This is a genomic window from Halopiger aswanensis, assembly GCF_003610195.1.
Taxonomy (GTDB): Archaea; Halobacteriota; Halobacteria; order Halobacteriales; family Natrialbaceae; genus Halopiger; species Halopiger aswanensis.
The window spans coordinates 352,733-370,141 of sequence record NZ_RAPO01000003.1; the positions used below are offsets into that span (position 1 = coordinate 352,733).

The following is a 17,409-nucleotide window of genomic DNA, read 5'->3' on the forward strand; positions in this document are numbered from 1 at the left end:
TTCGACTCGCAACCGAGATCGACACCGAGATTCCGATGATAAACACGCGCCTCGAGGCCGACTACTGGGTCGTCGATAGCGACGGCGATTTCGCGCCGGCGGGATCGATCGCCGACACAGAGGGAATCGCAGCCGAAAAACGCGCTCTCGCGTCGCTGGTCACAGTGACGACGCCATCCTGCGAGTCGAGCAGCGCGCTTCGGCAGGCGTTCGTCGCGCGACTCGAGGCGGCGTGCGAACGCGCCGCCGACGCGGAGCGGCGGCTCGTGCCGCTGGCGACGCCGATCAACGGGGATCCGGTCGTCGATCGGTCGGGCGGCGATCGCACTCGGCTGCAGCGAGTGATCGACGACGCCGCGAACGACGGTGCGGACGGCAGCGGAACGGGGCTCGGCGCCGAGCCGGGATCGAACGCCGATCGCGGCCCCTACTGCGCCGGCGCTCGAGTCTGCGTCGAACAGCGATCGGTGACCGACCAGCTCAACGCCCTGCTCGCGCTGACGCCCGCGCTTGCGCTGGTCAACACCTCGCCCTACGTCGGTGGCGACCGCGTCGCTGTCGGCGCGCGGACCCACTGTTACCGGACGCGACTCGGCGGGACTCGGACGCACAGCGACCAGCCCTGCCGGTACGTCGACTCCGCCGCTGACTGGACGCGCCGTCTCGAGGAACGATACGAGCGGGTTGCGGATCGGGCGGTGGACAACGGCGTCGATCCGGCGGCGGTGGCGGATCACCTCGAACCCGCGGCCGTCGGCTGGACGCCGGTCGCGCTCCGCGAGCGGGCCGAGCCGCCGATGCTCGAGTGGCGAGCGCCGGACACGGCCCTGCCGAGGCAACTCCTCGGACTAGCCGAGGACGTCGCGACGGTGATGGATCGGCTTCGCCGCGGCACCGTTCGCATCGGCGGCCGAGGAGAGCGCGGCGAGTCACGCGGCCGCCTCGGGCCCCGCGAAACCGAGCGCGACGGCGCGGCGCCGCCGGGTCGGGTCACGCGCAACGGCCTCGCGCTTCCGCGCTCGACGACCGTCGCCGACCTCGTCGACGCGGCGACCTACGAGGGTCTCGAGTCGACGCCGCTCGTCGCCTACCTCGAGCGGATGGGATTCGCCGTCGACGACTACCACCCGATCTCCGCGCGGATCGACGGCCGCCAGTTCGTCACCCGAGCCGACGCGCGGGAGCTCCGGCTCGAGTACGCGGGGCTGCTCGAGGCGGACGTCGCGGCGCTCGCGGAGTCGGCGGAGTCGACGGAGTCGTAACGCGATCCCGCGTCGCGGTTCCGACGAGATTCGACGGGCTACGAGCGTCCGACGGGCGGACGGACGTCGAGCGGCGGTCGGGGCGACAAAGATTACTTACCGGTTGCTGTCCTTCTCGGGAGCATGAATTCACAGTCCGATCCCAGCAACCCGCGGGACTCTCAGGCGGAGGTTGCTGACACCATCGATGCGCTGACCGTCGAGAGCGGGCTGGAAGCGCTGCAGTCGAGTCCGGCGTTCGACGGCACGGTCGAGCCGTTCGTCGGACTCGAGGATCTCGAGACCTGCGAGCACATCGCCCTCTTCTACAGCACGCACGAGGAGCGGTTCGCGACTGTCACCCCGTTCGTTCGCCAGGGGATCGAGACGGGCGAACGCGTGATGTACGTCATCGACGACTACACCGAATCCGAGATTCTCGCGGAACTCCGCGGCGGGAGCGTCGACATCGACGCCGCCCTCGAGTCGGGCCAACTGACCTTCCACTCGCTCGAGGAAACCTACCTCCGGTCCGGCCGCTTCGACGCCGACGACATGCTCGAGGTGTACGCCGAGGCCATCGAGGAAGCGAAAGCGGAGTACCCGGGCCTTCGCGTGACCGCGAGCACGAACTTCATCCTCGACGAGTACGCGACGATCGAGGAGTTCATGGCCTACGAGAGCCGCGTGAACGAACTCTTCCGGGGCGAGGACTGCATCGCGCTCTGTCACTACGACCGCGAGCGGATTCCGGCGGAGACGCTCGTCGACGTGATTCGAACGCATCCCCACCTCGTCTACGACGATACGGTCTGTCACAACTTCTACTACACGCCGCCGGAGGAGTTCTTCGAACCCGACGAGCCCGATCGGGACGTCGATCGAATGCTGCACACGCTGGTCGATCGCTCCAGGGCGCGGGCCGAACTCAACGAGACGGTCGCGGAACTGGAGGAGTCGAACGAGCGGCTCAAGCGGTTCGCCTACGTCGCCTCGCACGACCTCCAGGAGCCCCTGCGGATGATCTCGAGCTACCTGCAACTGCTCGAGTCCCGGTACGCCGACGACCTCGACGCGGACGCGGAGGAGTACATCGACTTCGCCGTCGACGGCGCCGATCGGATGCGGGAGATGGTCGACGGCCTGCTCACGTACTCGAAAATCGATCTGGACGAATCGGAGTTCGAACCGGTCGACACTGCCGACGTCGTCGAGGGCGTGCTGGACGGTTTGGAGGGCCGAATCGACGAAACCGACGCGACGGTCGCGGTCGGCGAGTTACCCGAGGTCGTCGGCGTCGGCCGGCAACTCGACCAACTCTTCTCGAATCTGCTCACGAACGCGATCAAGTACAGCGGGGACGAGCCGCCGGAAATCGAGATCGACGCCGATCGCCGGGGCGACCGCTGCGTGTTTTCGGTCGCCGATAACGGAATCGGGATCGAACCGGAGTACGTCGATCAGATCTTCGACGTTTTCAGTCGCCTCCACACGAACGACGAGTTCGAGGGGACCGGCATCGGCCTCTCGCTGTGTCGAAAGATCGTCGACCACCACGACGGCGATATCTGGGTCGACTCCGAGCCCGGGGAAGGGACGACGTTTTACTTTACGCTCCCGACGGCCACGTAAGCGTTCCGCTAGTTGCCGTCGTCGTACTCGTACTCCGTCTCGGGGTCCTCGACGCCCTCCGTGCGGGAGCCGACCCAGGCGCCCAGCGAGAGCCCGTAGACGAGATGCCCCGCGTGAAACAGCGTGAGTTCGTCGGCGTCGAGTTGGATGTCGAGCAGTTCCTTTAGCATGACCTGTGAGCCGAAGGCCGACAGCACCAGGCCGTAGATCGTGCCCCAGACGAGCCCGCGCTGCTCGGGTTCGATCGCCTGCTCGGCGTCCTGCAGTTCGAACAGGGCGCCGAACAGGGCGCCGCCCTGAATACCGTACGCGAGGTGCAAGACGAGGCCGGCGATCGGGTGCTCGTCGGGGTCGTGGTCGCGGGCGACGTACTGGGACCAGAAGTTCGCCGACGGCGGGAGCGACCGCAGGATCGGCAGCCGGAAGGCCGTCATGATCAGCGTCGCGACGAAGCCGGCCTGGACGCCGCGGGCGACCGCGCCGGCGACGTCTTTGTCTGCGGTGCGTGAGCGCTCGTCCGCGGCGGGGCGCCTTTCGGACGCGGACCCGGCGGACGGTCGCAACTGGCGGAGACGATCGGATACTGACATCGGGCGAGACGGTACCACGAGCAGCGTCTTAACGGTCCGGCGCGCTCGTGACGGCCCGGATCGACGGTTCGGGACGTCACGCGGTATCAAACTACTTGGTCGTCGACCGCGACGACCGAGATATGACGAACGCGCTACTGATCGGCGAGAATACGTTTCCGTTCCACAAGATCGACGAGAAGGGGCCGGAACTGGTCGACGCGGTCGGCGATACCGCCGACGTGACGACCACGACGGACCGCGACGAGCTCGCCGCGCTGCCCGATTCGGAGTACGACCTCCTGATCGACTACCTCACCGACAGCACGCTCACCGACGACCAGCAGGCGGGTCTGCTCGAGTTCGTCCGGGCGGGCGGGGGCTACCTCGGCGTCCACTGCGCCGCCGACCTGCAGAGTACGGAGCCGTCCGACCCCGACGCCGACGACGTTCTCGAGAAACGCGACGAACCGGTCCCCGGACTCCGCTCGCTGCTGGGCGGCCACTTCCTCGATCATCCCGAACAGGCCGAGTTCGGCGTCGATATCGTCGCCGACCATCCCGTAACCGAGGGCGTCGCGGACTTCAGCGTCCACGACGAACCGTATCAGGTGGACGCCGACGAGGGCGCGGAGAGCGATCTAACGGTTCTCGCCCGGATGGACCACCCGGATCCCGACTTCGAGGACTACCCGATCGCCTGGGTCCGAACGGAAGGGGACGGCCGAGTCTGCTACGTCTCGATCGGCCACACGGACGAGGCGCTGCAAAGCGCCGGCTTCCGCGGGCTCCTGCGGAACGCGATCGCCTGGACGACGGCCGAAGCGTGATCGAGGCTCGCGCTCGAGACTGAACCGCTCGGTCGCCGGCCCGCTACGAAGCGGATCGACCGCCCGCGACCGGATCGGGCGGTTATTTACGCCCCTTCGCGAAACGTCGTACCATGGATTTCGGCGTACTGAGTACGGCGGGCATCGCGCGGAAGGCCTTTCTCCCCGGCATCGAACCGACCGAGCACGAGGTCACGGCCGTCGCCTCTCGAGACCTCGAGCGAGCCGAGGCGTTCGCCGACGAGCACGGGATCGCAAACTGCTACGAGGGGTACGAGGCGCTCATCGAGGAGGCAGACGTCGACGCGGTCTACATCCCGCTGCCGAACGAGTTCCACGCCGAGTGGACGAAGAAGGCGGCCGACGCGGGCATCGACGTGCTCTGCGAGAAGCCCCTGACCGTCGACGCCGCGGAGGCCCGCGAGGTCGTCGCCCACTGCGAGGAGCAGGGCGTGACGCTGATGGAGGGCTTCATGTACCTTTACCATCCCCGCACCGAGCGCGCGCTCGAGCTCGCCAGCGAGGAACTCGAGGACGTCCGCTCCGTGACGGCGTCGTTCAAGTTCCCGCTGTTCGGTAACCCCGACGACATCCGCCTCTCGCCGGACTTACACGGCGGCAGCCTGATGGACGTGGGTTGCTACCCGGTCTCGCTGGTCCGACAGGTCCTCGGCGAGCCGAACAGCGTCTACACCTACACGAACGACTCCCGCGACAGCGGCGTCGACACCGAACTGGCCGGCATCTTCGAGTACGACGACGCCTCGGCCCGGATCGCCTCCGGGTTCGACACCCAGGACGTCCAGCGCTACCGCATCGAGGCCGCCAACGGCTGGATCGAGGTCGAGGGCGCCTTCAACCCCTCGAGCGACGCGTACGAACTCGAGTACTACATCGACGGCCGCCACGCCGTCGAAACCTTCGACCCGGTCGATCAGTACCGCCTCGAGATCGAGCACTTCGCCGACTGCGCCGAGACCGGTCGCCAGCCCCGCACCGACGGGAACGAAGCGATCGCCAACATGGCGGTCATCGACGCGCTCTACGAGAGCGCCGAGACGGATCGCGCCGTCGACGTCGACGAGGCCTGAGCCGGCCGCGTTCGCGACGCATCGAGGAGCGACGCCGACGACAACGCGCTTTTGCCCGTCCGGTACGAACGGGGGGCTATGACAACGGTCGAGGACGAGGTCGAGGCGAAACTCGAGGCCGCGCGCGAGGACCTCGCCGATCGCGACGGGGTGCTGATCGCCTTCTCCGGCGGGGTCGACTCGAGCGCGGTGGCCGCGATCGCCCACGACGCCCTCGGCGACGACGCGATCGCCTGCACCGCGAAAAGCGAGACGCTCCCCGAAGCCGAACTCGAGGACGCAAAGCGGGTCGCCGACGAGATCGGCATCCGCCACGAGATCGTCTCCTTCTCCGAACTCGCAAGCGACGACTTCGTCGAGAACGACGACGATCGCTGCTACCACTGTCGGACGATGCGACTCGGCGAGATGCTCGAGACGGCCCGCGAAAACGACGTCGAGACGGTCTGCGACGGGACGAACGCGGACGATCCCGGTGCGGGCCACCGCCCCGGCCTGCAGGCCGTCGAAGAACTGGACGTCCACTCGCCGCTTTTGGCTCACGACATCACGAAAGACGAGGTGCGGGCGATCGCCGAGCACTACGGCCTCTCGGTCGCCGACAAACCCTCGATGGCCTGCCTCTCCTCGCGGATCCCGACCGGCCTCGAGGTCACTGAGGAGCGTCTAACGCGGGTCGAGCAGGCCGAGGCCCTGCTGCGGCAGTGGGGCTTCGACCAGTTCCGCGTCCGCGACCACGACGGCCTCGCTCGCATCGAAGTCGCGCCCGACGAACTCGAGCGCGCGCTGACGACGGAGTTCGCCGAAACCGTCCGCGAGGAACTGTCGCGGATCGGCTTCGACCACGTCACGCTGGACCTGCACGGGTACCGGACCGGGAGCGTCAGCCCCGAGACGAACGCGGAGACCGACGAGCCGGTCGTCGAGGACGTCTTCGCGGCGGAGTCCGAAACCGACGATTGACGATCGCAGGCCGATCGTTTCAGTTCACTACAGATCGGAGACTCGATTCCAGAACTGGTATCGAAACCGATCCCAATTTCGATGTCGGTTGTTGTATTGTCCAGAACACCACCAACCTAATAGACGCTCGGTCAGAATATAATCGTATTATCGGCGGTAGATTCGTCGGTAGTGGAGTTTCTGAACTAACGTCCGGGAATATTGCGCAATGCGATACGAACGTAGCACTCGGCTTGGTATCACTAATCGATGGACGCCGACGTGCCGCCTGCGTGGAACACGGAAGAGAGTCGGTCGTACACGCCAGCCGACACCGATCGAGAGATGCAGTATCGAACCTACCGCCACGAATCCGGCGACCTCCGGCTGAAGGTCGCACCGGCGTCGCTGGACGGCGAAGACCACCCCGGCTACACGCTGACGGCGACCTCCTATCCCGGACTCGACTTCTCCGAGACCATCCGCGTCAGAACCGTACTGACCTTCGAACGGTGCAACCGGATCGCCCGCCAGTTCATGGACCTGTTCGCCGCCAACTACGACGGGCCCGGCTCGCTCGAGGACGCCGTCGACTACGCCTACGAGCGAACGCGAGAACATCGGTGACACGAAACCGATAGTCGCCGTCGTGAGCAGTGAAAATCACCGTCGACTGATAGTCAATATATCGTTCCGTTTACAATACCGACGAGCTTTTTACTCGCATTCGAGTAAGGAGTTTTGATGATGTGGCAAGACCTCGTCTTCCTCGCCGGCAGCGTCCTCTCGATCGTCTTCCTCGCCCCGACCGTCCGCGACGCAACCGCCAAGGTCCCGCTGGGCTCGAGCGTCCCGTCGATGACCATCGGCGCGGTCTACGCCTGCACCTACGCGACGATGGGGATGACCTTCTCCGCGGCCGGCTCGCTCGGCGTCGCGACGATGTGGTCGCTGATCGTCAGCTACCGCGCCCCCGTCGATCGGACCGGGCCGACCAACGCCCTGTACTTCGCTCGGAAGACGCTCGCGCGCGGCTACCGGACTGCGCTCTCGCTCGGCGGCAGCGAACAGCAGTCTCACGCGAATCACGAACCTTCCGGCGACTGAGCGCTCGAGTAGCTCCAATATCGCCGTCTTCTCCGCCGCCCCGCTTCGACAGGCGTAACAGTCGGTCGTAGGGCGTCACAAAAACAGAAACAGCAGTCGACACGACGTCTCGCGTTTCGCTCGCCATCGCTCGCCGCTCGAGAGCGCATTTGACACGATCGAACCGACAGCGACTCGAGCGGCGACGACGCGGAGAGCGATGTTTGGAGTTCGGAGCCGCGAGCGCGTCGCGGCCGCGTCGTCAGTCGTCCGACGGTGCAGCTTCCTCGGCTGCGGCGGCCGCCGACGGGCTGTCGGCGAAGGGGTACCACGACTGCTTGGCGTCGTCCATGTACGGCGCCTCGAAGTCCGTCTCCTCGGGTTCGCAGAACTCGATGAGCTGTTCCTGGGCCGTGGCCTCGACCCACTGGCGGAACGTCTGCCCCCGGACGGCTTCACCGCCCTCTCGAGACCCCTCCGGAGTCTCGCACTCCCGGTGGGCCGCGTAGGCCTCGAGCAGGTTGCGGATCGCGCCGGGGGCCTCGTCGGCCGGGACGCGCTGCTGGATCCAGTCGACGAAGGAGGGGTCCTCGCCGACGCCGCCGCCGACGCCGATGTCGAAGGCTTCGACCATCTCGCCGTCCTTGCGGGCGCGCATCCCCTGCAGGCCGATGTCGGCGGTCATCGCCTGCCCGCAGTCGGCCGTACAACCGGAGTAGTGCATCTTGATCTTCCCGACGTCGTCGGGGAGGTCGACGTTCGTGTTCAGCCAGCGCAGCATGCGGGCCATCCGCGCCTTCGTCTCGGTCAGCGCGATCGAGCAGAACTCCGTCCCCGTACAGGCCATCGCGCCGCGCTCGAACGTGCTGGGTTCGGGCGGGTACTCCTCGAGCAGCGGTTCCGCGAGCAGGGCGTCGACCTCCTCGTGGGGAACGTCGACGATGACGGGGTTCTGCCGGCGGGTCAGCCGAATCTCGCCGGAGCCGTACTCGTCGGCCAGATCGGCCAGCCCGATGGCGTCCTCGGCCGGCAGGCGGCCGACGGGGACGCTCAGGCCGACGTACTTCATGCCGTCCCCCTTCTGGTCGCCGACGCCGACGTGGTCGTGCGGGCCCTCGTCGTGGGGTCGGCCGGCGTTGTAGGTGTACTCGCCGCGGAAGTCCTCGCCGGCGGTGTGTAGCTCGAAGTCGACGTACTCCTCCTGCAGCGTCTCGCGGATTTTCTCCATGCCCCAGTCCTCGGCGAAGAACCGGGCCCGGTTCTTCGAGCGGTTCTGGCGGTTGCCGTAGTCGTGGTAGAGTTCGACGAACCCGCGGCCGACCTCGTAGGCGTTTTCGGGCCGGACGAAGACGTCCAGCGGCGTCGCGGCGCGGGGCTGGCGACCGCCGAGGCCGCCGCCGATGCAGACGTTGAAGCCACGAACTTCCTCGCCGTCGATCTCCTTCGTCGCCGGCTCGAACCCGATGTCGTTCAGCGAGTCCTGCGCGCAGCCGACCCGACAGCCCGAGACGCTGATGTTGAACTTCCGCGGCATGTTCGCCAGTTCGTCATCCCCGCGCAGTTCCTCCTCGAAGCGCTCGAGCAGCGACCCGGACTCGACGAACTCCTCGGCCTTGCCGTGGAGCGGACAGCCCGAAATGTTGCGCATCGTGTCGCCGCCCGCAGAGCGGGAGTGGACGCCGACTGCCTCGAGTTTTTCCCAGATTTCTGGGATGTCCTCGAGCTCGAGCCAGTGCAGTTGGATCGACTGGCGCGTCGTCAGATCGATCCAGCCGTTGCCGAACTCGGGGTTTTCGACGGGCCCCTTCGCGTAGTCGCGGGCGACCTCGCCGATGCGGCGCAGCTGACCCGGCTCTAAGATGCCGCTGGCGTTGGTCAGCCGCATCATGAAGTACTCCTCCTGACCGGAGCGCTGCTGGAAGACCCCCCAGAACTTGAACCGGGTGGTCCACTTGTCGACTTCGTCCTCCGGGATGGCTTCGAAGCCGCCGTTTTCCGCGAACTCCTCGATGTGCTCGCGCACCTCGTCGCCGTAGCAGTCTTCCTTCTGTTCCTCTTTCTTATGCACCATCGACGACCACCTCGTCGGACGGACGATTCGACGTAGATTCGCGGATTTCCACTCCAAACATTTCGGAATTCACGTTTCTATATCATGTACCTAAACCATATAACACTAATCGTTGACATATGCTGGAAATAGGGCGCGTTTCAGGATCAGACGTGAGATGTACAATCAGATATGATCTGTATAAGGACGTTTTCCAGCAGTCACCCCCGGGTCAATCGACAGAATTAGACTGCGGCTCGAGACATCCACGCTCTCGATAGAGAGGGATACCGACGATCGAACGGTGACCGAACGACCGCGACGCGAAGCGGAATTCTGCGATCGGTCGGAAAAAGCCAAAGCGAAAAGCGATGGCGAGTTCACTCAATCGTCGGCTGGAACCCCCGCTTCCGCCCTCGGAACGGGCTGCGTTCGATAGAGGTGGCTCGAGAGGCCGATCGCGACGAAGCCGAGGACGAGATAGACGACGAAGCCGGCCGCGTACCCGGAGACGCCACGGAGGTCGACGAACAGGCCGAGCAGCGGCGGAACGACAAAGCCGCCGAAGGCGCCGATCCCGCCGACGAGTCCGGAGGCACCGCCGACGGCGTCGGGGACGTACTTCGGGACGAGTTGGAAGACGGCCGCGCTAGCGACGCCCATCCCGGCACCGAGCAGCATCGTCGCGGCCAGTGCGAGGGCGAAATCCCGCGCGACGATCAGGATCGCTGCGGCGACGGCGATCGTGGCAAAGCTTGCAATCGCGGTTTTCTCGCCGCCGACGCGGTCGCTGAGCGCACCGCCGCCGATACGGACGGCCGCCGACAGCAGCGTAAATCCGAGCGCCGTCAGGAGGCCGGCGGTCCGCGACTCGAGCCCGTGGTACGACTGCCAGTAGGAGGGCAGCCAGGTGGTGAGCGCGAGGAAGCCGCCGAACGAGACGAAAAACAGCGCGACCAGCGACCACGTGCGCGGAATCCGCGCCGCTTCCTGAATCGACTCCAACGCGTCGCCGTTCGGGAACAACTCCTGGCCGCGTGCTTCAGCGCGGCGCTTGGCCTCGCGGTCCTCGAGGCCCTGCTTTCGGAACTGGAAGTACGGGGCATCGACGGCGTACCGGGCGTAGATGACGGTTCCGACGACGAGGAAGCAAAACCAGACGGCGTAGGTGGTCGTCAACCCGACGGCGGCGAGCGCGGCCGGAAGGACGATCGTGAAAATCGCCGGCGAGGTGTTGCCGAGACCGCCGAAGGCTGCGAGGACCGTTCCCTGTTTCGGCGACGGGTACCAGTACGACGTCTGGGCGGTGCCGACCGAGAACGTTGCGATGCCACAGCCCGACAGCGAACCGAGCAGGAAGACGAGCGGGTAGTGGGCCATCGTCAACCCGTCGGGAGCGGTCGTCACCAGCAGAACGAGCAGCCCGCCCATGCCGACGATCGACAGTCCCAACAGGGCGAGAAAGGGCATCTTCGCACCCGTTTTCTCGACCCACGCGCCGAAGGGAATTCGGAGCAACGACCCCGTGAGTTGCGGCGCGGCGACGAGCAGGCCGAGCAACAGGCCGGACAGTCCCATCGCACCCTCGAACTCGGCGGCGACGGGCCCGAAGAGGACGACGCCGGCGAAACCGACGAAGAAGCCGAAGGTTGCGGACGCGACGCCCTGGAACGGGCCGCCGCGGACCTCGAGCTCGGCGTGCGCGTCACCCGCCGCGACGTGCTCGCCTTCGGACTCGCTCATCGTGTCCCCGTCACGCGCTCACTTCCGCGACTGCGCTTACGTCCCGCTCGCGGGGCGGCTCGAGACGCACTGCGCACTGCTTGAAGTTGGGCTCCTTCGAGCGCGGATCGACGTCGGGCAGCGTGAGGTCGTTGACCGCGGGATGGTGGATCGGCAGCCAGACCACGCCGTCCGGGATCGACTCGTCGGTTTCGACGCGGACTGTGACTGAGCCGCGGCGGGAGACGACGCGGCCGTATCGGGCGTCGTCATCGCTCTGCACCGCAGCGTCGACGCGCTCGCTGCCCTCGAGTTCGTCCACGAGTGCGACGGCCGTCGCAGGGCTGACGCGAGCGGCCGGCGGTTCGCTCTCTCGAGTACGGACGCCGGTGTTGTACGCGTCGGGCCGACGGCCGGTCGTCAGCGTCAGCGGGTAGGATTCGTCGGTCTCCTCGGGCAGCGGACGAGCCTGCCCGCTCGAGAACTGCGCGCGGCCCGAGTCGGTGGGGAACGACCACGACTCACTGTCCGTGTCCGCAGCGTCGTCATCGCCCGGCCCCTCGTAGTACCGGTACCCCGCCGAGACATCGGGTCCGGGCGCGGGCCAGCGCACCGCCGCCTCCTCCGCGAGGCGCTCGTAACTGATCCCCGAGAGGTCCGCGAGCGTGCCCGCGGTCAGCGTCGCCAGTTCGTCGAAAACCGACGCGGACTCGAGCGGCGTCTCGAACAGGTCGGGCACGACGCGGTCGCCGATCGCGCCGATGAGCTCGAGGTCGGTCTTAATTCCGGAGGGCGTCTCCGTCGCGGCGCGGACGCGGGAAACGGTCCGTTCCATGTTGGTCGTCGTCCCCTCGGACTCGCCCCACGTTGCGGCGGGCAGCACGACGTCGGCGCACTCGACCGTCTCCGAGCGGAACGAATCCTGCACGACGAGGAAGGCGTCCTCGAGTTGCTCGCGAACGCGGGTTGCATTCGGCATGCCGGCGGCGGGATTGGTCGCGACGGCGTAGACGGCCTCGACGTCGTCGCCGACCGCGTCGACGATGCCGACCGGACCGGGGCCGGGATCGTCGGGCAGTCGGGACTCGGGGACGTCCCAGTGGTCGGCGACCGTGCGGCGGTGGTCGTGGTCGTCGAACGGCCGGTGGCCGGGCCAGGTCCCCTTCGAGGAGCAAACGCGGGTCCCCATCGAGTTGGCCTGCCCGGTCAGCGAGAACGGACCCGAGCCGGGGCGGAGATTGCCCGTCGCCAGACAGCAGTCGATCAGCGCGCCCGACGCCGCGGTACCGTTGACGCTCTGGTTGATGCCCATTCCCCAGTAGATGAGGGAGGGGGCCTCGAGCGCCGCGGCGATGCGGTCGACGTCGGCCATCGAGACGCCGGCGCGCTCGGCGGCCGTTTCGGCGTCGGGGAGGTCGGCGCGCAGGTCGTCGAATCCCTCGGTCGCTTCGGCGATGAACTCCTCGTCGGCGCGGCCGGTCTCGACGATCCGGGCGAGTACCGCGCGGGCCAGCGCGAGGTCGCCGCCCGGCTCGAGGGGGACGTGGAGGTCTGCGACCGCAGCGGTCTCGCTCTCGATCGGATCGACGACGATCAGTTCGGAGTCGTCCGCGTCGGCCGACTGATTGATCCACCGGAACATGACCGGGTGGGCCGCGGCGGGGTTCGCGCCCCAGACGATGTGGGTCTTCGCTTTGGGAATGTCGTCGTAGGTCGGCGGCGGCGCGTCGCTGCCGAAGGCGTCGTAGTAGGCCGTGACGGCCGAGGCCATACACAGCGTCGTGTTGGCGTCGTAGTACGGCGTGCCGAAGCCGCCGCGGGCGAGCTTCCCCAGCGCGTAGGCGGCCTCGTTGGTCTGCTGCCCGCTGCCCAGCACCGCGACACCCTCGGGACCGCTCTCGAGAGCCCCCTCGAGCCCCTCCGCGGCTCGTTCCAGGGCCGTCTCGAGGGTCGTCGGCACGAGTTCGCCGTCGCGACGAACGAGCGGGCGGGTCAGCCACTCCCCGTCGGGGTCGGCGGTTTCGCTGATTCCGCGTTGACAGGCGAGGCCGTTGTTAACCGGGTGAGAGGCATCGCCGCGGACGACGTCGAGGCCGTAACCCTGCTCGACGGGCCGCTGGACGTGGCCGCAGCCGACGGCACACCGCATGCACGTCGTCGGCACGAGATCGGTCATGCGTTGCACCTCCCGGTACGTCCGGGCCCAGTGGATCCCGATTGACAAACCGACGCCGGCCGAGTAGATTGTTCCACTAACACACAGTTATTCACGGATAGGGAGGAACGTGTGCAAGCACTAAACGATAATCGTTTACAATATCGAACTAACAGCCGATAAAATGGGCGCTTCCGCTAATATACGAACACCTCGGAACAATATAAGGCCGTAAAATCACGGGTCGGCGTACCCGGATCTGACGTCCGTCCACGAGATGCCGTGTTCAATGCTACCAGTTACCTCGGCTCAAAATCGACGATCGAACTTGACCGGTCCGAGAGGGAACGCGACGGTCATCCCAGTGCTGGCTGAGAGACAGGGCTGCTGCTCGAGGTTGACGACGCGCGGAAAAGCAGCAGGGTAGAACGGGAACGGAAGGAACTCAGACTCGAATCCGGCCCGCGGTCACTCAGTGCCGACCCATTTCAGGATCAACAGCGTCCCCTCGAACAGCGCGACCATGACGATCGCGACGAGGATCGGCGCCATCCCCGAGGGGTCGAACGTGAACATGAACGAGAGTCCGAGGAACGCGGCCCAGAAGTACAGCCGCTTCTGGGCGAGCCACCGGCGGGTCGTCACGCCCATCATGATCGCCAGCATGATGAACAGCGGAATCTGGAAGACGATCGCGAGGAAGCCGGTGAGCGTGATGATCAGGTCGAACGTATCGCCGAGCGCGTACGCGATGGCCGCGCTCCCCTCGGCGTAGTACGTGAAGTACTGGAAGAGGACGGGCAACACCAGTACGTAGGAAAAGACCATCCCGATACCCGCGAGGACGACGCTCGTCGGAACCGCCGCGAGGTAGTACTTGCGCTCGTGGGGGTACAGCCCCGGGCGCATGAACAGGTAACACTCGTAGACGAACGTCGGTAAGGCGACCATGATCCCAAGCAGCGCCGAGAGCTTGATCCGAGTCAGCCACAGCTCCAACGGATGGTAGACGTGCGGCGGCGGCACTTCCTCGGCCGCAGCGGGGAAGACGTCCGTCCAAATGTAACTGATCGCGTCGGACGCGAACAGCAGCCCGATCGCCGTCCCGGCCGTCCCGAACAGCAAGACGACCGCCAGCCGGAGGATCATCTCCTCGATGTGGTCGGCCAGCGGCATCTCCTCGTCGTCCGGCGGCGTCTCGAGCCCGCCCAGGTCCTCGTCGTCGGGATCGGGATACTCGGGGTCGGGGTAGGACTCGCCGGTACCGGCGCCGGATTCGGGGTTGACGACGCCCTCGCCGTCGGTTTCGACCGGCGGCGTCTCGTTCTCGTCGTCGTTCGTGGTCGCGGCGCTCGAGTTTGAGTCCGTGTCCGAATCCGAATCTGCGTCCGAATTCGCACTCGACTCCGAATCCGTGCCCTCGGACGGGGTCGACCCGCCGTCAGGGAGCAATCGCTCGTCGCGGCGTCTGCGAGTCCGAGCGCGGAAACCGGATGCGACGGAATCCGCGCTTCCGTCGGCTGCCGACTCGTCCGACATCTATCGGGATATAGATAGGCCGGCGGTTATAGGCCTTTTTCTTACGGCCACTTCCAGCGACCGCCGCAGACCGATCAGACCGACCCCGGTCAGCCGGCGAATTCCCGTCAATCGGCGATTTCGACTCGAGGACTCGAAAGGTTGATAACCGGATGTCAGTTACCCACGGACAATGAGTTCTGCCGTCGACGAGGACACCGCCCGAGCGATCAATAGCGGGCGCGAAACCCTCGGCGCACTGCTCTCGAGCGCCCAAACGCACCTCCAGAAGGTGTTTATCGTCTTCGTTATCGGCTTCATCGGCTCCTTCTACGCCCTGCGGGTCTTCATCTGGGATTTCCTCAAGGCGACGGCGAAGGCGGAGATGAGCCAGGAAATCGGCGAAGCGACCGATATCATCACCCGGACGCCGTTCGAGGTCATCCTCTTGCAGGCGAAGATCGGGATGCTCATCGGGGTCATCCTCGCCATTCCGGCGCTGCTGTACTTCTCTCGAGACGCGCTTCGTGAACGCGGCGTCCAGTCGGTCGTCCCCGTCTCGAAGTGGTACGTCGCCGGCCTCGGCGCCATCTCGGTGACTCTGTTCTGCGTCGGTGTCAGCTACGCTTACGGCGTCTTCTTCCCCTTCGCCTTCGATTTCCTCGCGACGATTTCCTACGAAGCCGGCGTCAATCCCCACTGGGGAATCACCGAGTTCACGCAGTTTACCGTCCTGCTGACCCTCTCCTTTGGCCTCGCGGCGCAACTGCCGCTGGCGATGAGCGCCCTCGCGTACACCGAGATCGTCTCCTACGAAACCTTCCGCGACAAGTGGCGCCACGCGATCGTCGCGATCACGGTCTTCGGCGCGATGTTCTCGCCGCCGGACCCGTTCACGCTGGTCATGTGGGCGCTGCCGCTGTTTGCCCTCTACGTCTTCAGCCTCGGCCTCTCGAAGGTCGTCACCAACATCCGCCGTCGCGGCGCGGCCGAACTCGACACCGGCGTCGGCCTCGTCAAGCGGCGCGTACTCCAGTTCGTCGGCGCGTTGGCAGTCGTCACCGTCGGCACGACTATCTTCCTCAACCAGGACGGACTCGACCGAACCGAAGCGGCGCTGTTCCCCCTGCTGCCGTCTAGATTCCGCCCCGACGGCTCGCTCACGCTCGGCTCCGGCCTCGAGTCGCTCTCGGCTGAGTACGGCCTGCTCGGCGACGCCGTCGCCGGACTGGTCATCGCGGCCGTCGTCGGACTCATCGTCCTCATCGGCTACACGATAAAGGTCCTGCAGTCGCCGGTCTACCCCCGAGAGGACGACATCCGAACCGCGGACGACCCGGACGAAGTCGACTTCGAGACGCTCGCGGCCGAGGACATCGCGGAGGTTCCGGCGCAGGTGTTCCTCTCGATGGAGGAAGAGGAAGCCCTCGAGTACTCCCGGCAGGCGATGTACGACGACAACCGGGACAAAGCCGAGGCGATTCTCAACCGGTTCGATACGCTGCAGGCACAGGCAGACGAGGAGGGCGGCAGCGACTCGAGCGACGGCGCGGCGGCCAACAGACCCGCTGCCGCCGGCGGCGGCGCCGGCGAGGACGAAGAGGAAAGCGTCGTCGCGAGCACCGCCGCGGGGATGCTCGATCCCTTCACCGAGGACGAAACGACCGAGGACGACATCGGCGGCTACGCCTACGACCTCGCCTTTATCGTCGACAGCCTCACCTCGAAGACGATCTACATCGTCGGCGTCTTCATGGCCGTCCTCGGCGGGACCTTCCTCGCGCTGTACCAGGGCGGCTTCGGCATCATCCTCGCGCAGTTCGTCGATCGGGTGCCCGACGAGGTGCTCGCGGAAGTCGCCGACGGGGAAGAAGCCTATCTGGGCGGCGAGATGACGACCCAGGCGACGATACAACTGCTCCAGGACCTCGGCTTAGTCGTCGCGCTCGAGCCCGTCGAGGTGCTGATCTTCATGGTGAAGGTGAGTACGATCCTCGGATTCGTCTCCGTGTTGCCGCTGATCTGCTACTGGGGCTGGCCGGCGGCCAAGGAACGCGGGCTCGTCACCGGCGACTCCCGGATCTTCCTCGTCTGGGGCCTCGCGCTGTTTGCCGGCTTCGGACTCGGGGTCTTCCTCGGGTTCTACTGGATCGCGCCGGCCGTGATCTCCTACCTGATCACCGACGCGCTGGCCAACGGGATGGAGGTCTCCTACCGGATCAACAGCTTCTCCTGGCTCGTGATCTACACGACGCTGGGCGTCGGCTTCCTCTTTAACGTCATCGTCACGATGGCGCTGTTCCACATCGGCGGCATCGTCAGCTACCGGACGATGCTCGAGCGCTGGCGGCCGGCCGTCGTCGGGGTCTTCGCGGTGGCTGCCTTCGCCAGCCCGAAGGGCATTCTGACGATGCTGCTGCTGGCGATCCCGATCGCACTGACTTACCTGCTCGGGCTGGCCGTCCTCTACGTGCTCACCGCGGGCGGTCGGCTCTTCGGGGGCGGTCGCGGCGGCACGCCGGCCGAGCCGGACGCCGACGCAGAGGGCGCCGTCGCCGAATAACGTCGGTCGA

The 17,409-nt window shown here is 66.4% G+C and carries 13 protein-coding genes; 8 read left to right on the forward strand and 5 right to left on the reverse strand.

Going from position 1 to position 17,409, the window contains the following annotated elements:
- Positions 1–35 precede the first annotated feature (35 nt).
- On the forward strand, positions 36–1,262 hold the full coding sequence (locus ATJ93_RS15685) for a glutamate--cysteine ligase (protein WP_245977601.1): 1,227 nt from the start codon (positions 36–38) through the stop codon (positions 1,260–1,262).
- 123 nt (positions 1,263–1,385) lie between these two features.
- Positions 1,386–2,873 carry a sensor histidine kinase gene (locus tag ATJ93_RS15690; protein ID WP_120245588.1) on the forward strand — a complete coding sequence of 496 codons (1,488 nt, stop codon included), beginning with the start codon at positions 1,386–1,388 and terminating at the stop codon, positions 2,871–2,873.
- Positions 2,874–2,881: 8 nt separating this feature from the next.
- On the opposite strand, the gene ATJ93_RS15695 is transcribed toward ATJ93_RS15690, so the two are convergent.
- Positions 2,882–3,463, reverse strand: coding sequence for a hypothetical protein (locus ATJ93_RS15695; RefSeq protein WP_120245589.1), 582 nt, complete (start codon positions 3,461–3,463; stop codon positions 2,882–2,884).
- A 122-nt stretch (positions 3,464–3,585) separates the two neighbouring features.
- Here ATJ93_RS15695 and ATJ93_RS15700 point away from each other — a divergent pair, with 122 nt between their 5' ends.
- From ATJ93_RS15700 to ATJ93_RS15720, 5 genes are all read left to right on the forward strand, one after another.
- Positions 3,586–4,272: a ThuA domain-containing protein gene (locus tag ATJ93_RS15700; protein ID WP_120246030.1), complete on the forward strand. Its 687-nt coding sequence runs from the start codon at positions 3,586–3,588 to the stop codon at positions 4,270–4,272.
- 113 nt (positions 4,273–4,385) lie between these two features.
- Positions 4,386–5,363, forward strand: a complete 978-nt coding sequence (locus tag ATJ93_RS15705; RefSeq protein WP_120245590.1) for a Gfo/Idh/MocA family protein — start codon at positions 4,386–4,388, stop codon at positions 5,361–5,363.
- Positions 5,364–5,441: 78 nt separating this feature from the next.
- Positions 5,442–6,326: an ATP-dependent sacrificial sulfur transferase LarE gene (gene larE, locus ATJ93_RS15710; RefSeq protein ID WP_120245591.1), complete on the forward strand. Its 885-nt coding sequence runs from the start codon at positions 5,442–5,444 to the stop codon at positions 6,324–6,326.
- A gap of 249 nt (positions 6,327–6,575) precedes the next feature.
- A complete protein-coding gene (locus ATJ93_RS15715) occupies positions 6,576–6,932 on the forward strand; it encodes a hypothetical protein (protein ID WP_120245592.1) in 357 nt (118 codons plus the stop codon).
- Between the two features lie 117 nt (positions 6,933–7,049).
- Positions 7,050–7,412, forward strand: coding sequence for a hypothetical protein (locus ATJ93_RS15720; protein ID WP_120245593.1), 363 nt, complete (start codon positions 7,050–7,052; stop codon positions 7,410–7,412).
- Between the two features lie 241 nt (positions 7,413–7,653).
- Here ATJ93_RS15720 and ATJ93_RS15725 read toward each other — a convergent pair whose 3' ends face one another.
- The 4 genes from ATJ93_RS15725 to tatC all read right to left on the reverse strand — a co-directional run bounded on the left by ATJ93_RS15725 (position 7,654) and on the right by tatC (position 14,857).
- Positions 7,654–9,462: a nitrite/sulfite reductase gene (locus tag ATJ93_RS15725; protein ID WP_120245594.1), complete on the reverse strand. Its 1,809-nt coding sequence runs from the start codon at positions 9,460–9,462 to the stop codon at positions 7,654–7,656.
- Positions 9,463–9,825: 363 nt separating this feature from the next.
- On the reverse strand, positions 9,826–11,184 hold the full coding sequence (locus ATJ93_RS15730; protein WP_120245595.1) for an MFS transporter: 1,359 nt from the start codon (positions 11,182–11,184) through the stop codon (positions 9,826–9,828).
- Positions 11,185–11,194: 10 nt separating this feature from the next.
- Positions 11,195–13,339 (reverse strand): assimilatory nitrate reductase NasA, encoded by a 2,145-nt coding sequence (gene nasA, locus ATJ93_RS15735; protein WP_120245596.1) that lies wholly within the window; start codon positions 13,337–13,339, stop codon positions 11,195–11,197.
- Positions 13,340–13,786: 447 nt separating this feature from the next.
- Complete coding sequence (gene tatC, locus ATJ93_RS15740) at positions 13,787–14,857, reverse strand: twin-arginine translocase subunit TatC (RefSeq protein ID WP_245977607.1); 1,071 nt, start codon at positions 14,855–14,857, stop codon at positions 13,787–13,789.
- A gap of 172 nt (positions 14,858–15,029) precedes the next feature.
- On the opposite strand from tatC, the gene ATJ93_RS15745 reads away from it, so the two are divergent.
- Positions 15,030–17,399: a twin-arginine translocase subunit TatC gene (locus ATJ93_RS15745; protein WP_120245597.1), complete on the forward strand. Its 2,370-nt coding sequence runs from the start codon at positions 15,030–15,032 to the stop codon at positions 17,397–17,399.
- Positions 17,400–17,409 lie beyond the last annotated feature (10 nt).

What these genes read in the sequence shown, in the direction of transcription:
- ATJ93_RS15690 (WP_120245588.1), top strand. Translation starts at nt 1,386, where the DNA reads ATGAATTCACAGTCCGATCCCAGCAACCCGCGGGACTCTCAGGCGGAG.
- ATJ93_RS15695 (WP_120245589.1), bottom strand. Translation starts at nt 3,463, where the DNA reads ATGTCAGTATCCGATCGTCTCCGCCAGTTGCGACCGTCCGCCGGGTCC.
- ATJ93_RS15745 (WP_120245597.1), top strand. Translation starts at nt 15,030, where the DNA reads ATGAGTTCTGCCGTCGACGAGGACACCGCCCGAGCGATCAATAGCGGG.
- ATJ93_RS15705 (WP_120245590.1), top strand. Translation starts at nt 4,386, where the DNA reads ATGGATTTCGGCGTACTGAGTACGGCGGGCATCGCGCGGAAGGCCTTT.
- ATJ93_RS15715 (WP_120245592.1), top strand. Translation starts at nt 6,576, where the DNA reads ATGGACGCCGACGTGCCGCCTGCGTGGAACACGGAAGAGAGTCGGTCG.
- tatC (WP_245977607.1), bottom strand. Translation starts at nt 14,857, where the DNA reads ATGTCGGACGAGTCGGCAGCCGACGGAAGCGCGGATTCCGTCGCATCC.
- larE (WP_120245591.1), top strand. Translation starts at nt 5,442, where the DNA reads ATGACAACGGTCGAGGACGAGGTCGAGGCGAAACTCGAGGCCGCGCGC.
- nasA (WP_120245596.1), bottom strand. Translation starts at nt 13,339, where the DNA reads ATGACCGATCTCGTGCCGACGACGTGCATGCGGTGTGCCGTCGGCTGC.
- ATJ93_RS15725 (WP_120245594.1), bottom strand. Translation starts at nt 9,462, where the DNA reads ATGGTGCATAAGAAAGAGGAACAGAAGGAAGACTGCTACGGCGACGAG.
- ATJ93_RS15720 (WP_120245593.1), top strand. Translation starts at nt 7,050, where the DNA reads ATGATGTGGCAAGACCTCGTCTTCCTCGCCGGCAGCGTCCTCTCGATC.
- ATJ93_RS15700 (WP_120246030.1), top strand. Translation starts at nt 3,586, where the DNA reads ATGACGAACGCGCTACTGATCGGCGAGAATACGTTTCCGTTCCACAAG.
- ATJ93_RS15730 (WP_120245595.1), bottom strand. Translation starts at nt 11,184, where the DNA reads ATGAGCGAGTCCGAAGGCGAGCACGTCGCGGCGGGTGACGCGCACGCC.
- ATJ93_RS15685 (WP_245977601.1), top strand. Translation starts at nt 36, where the DNA reads ATGATAAACACGCGCCTCGAGGCCGACTACTGGGTCGTCGATAGCGAC.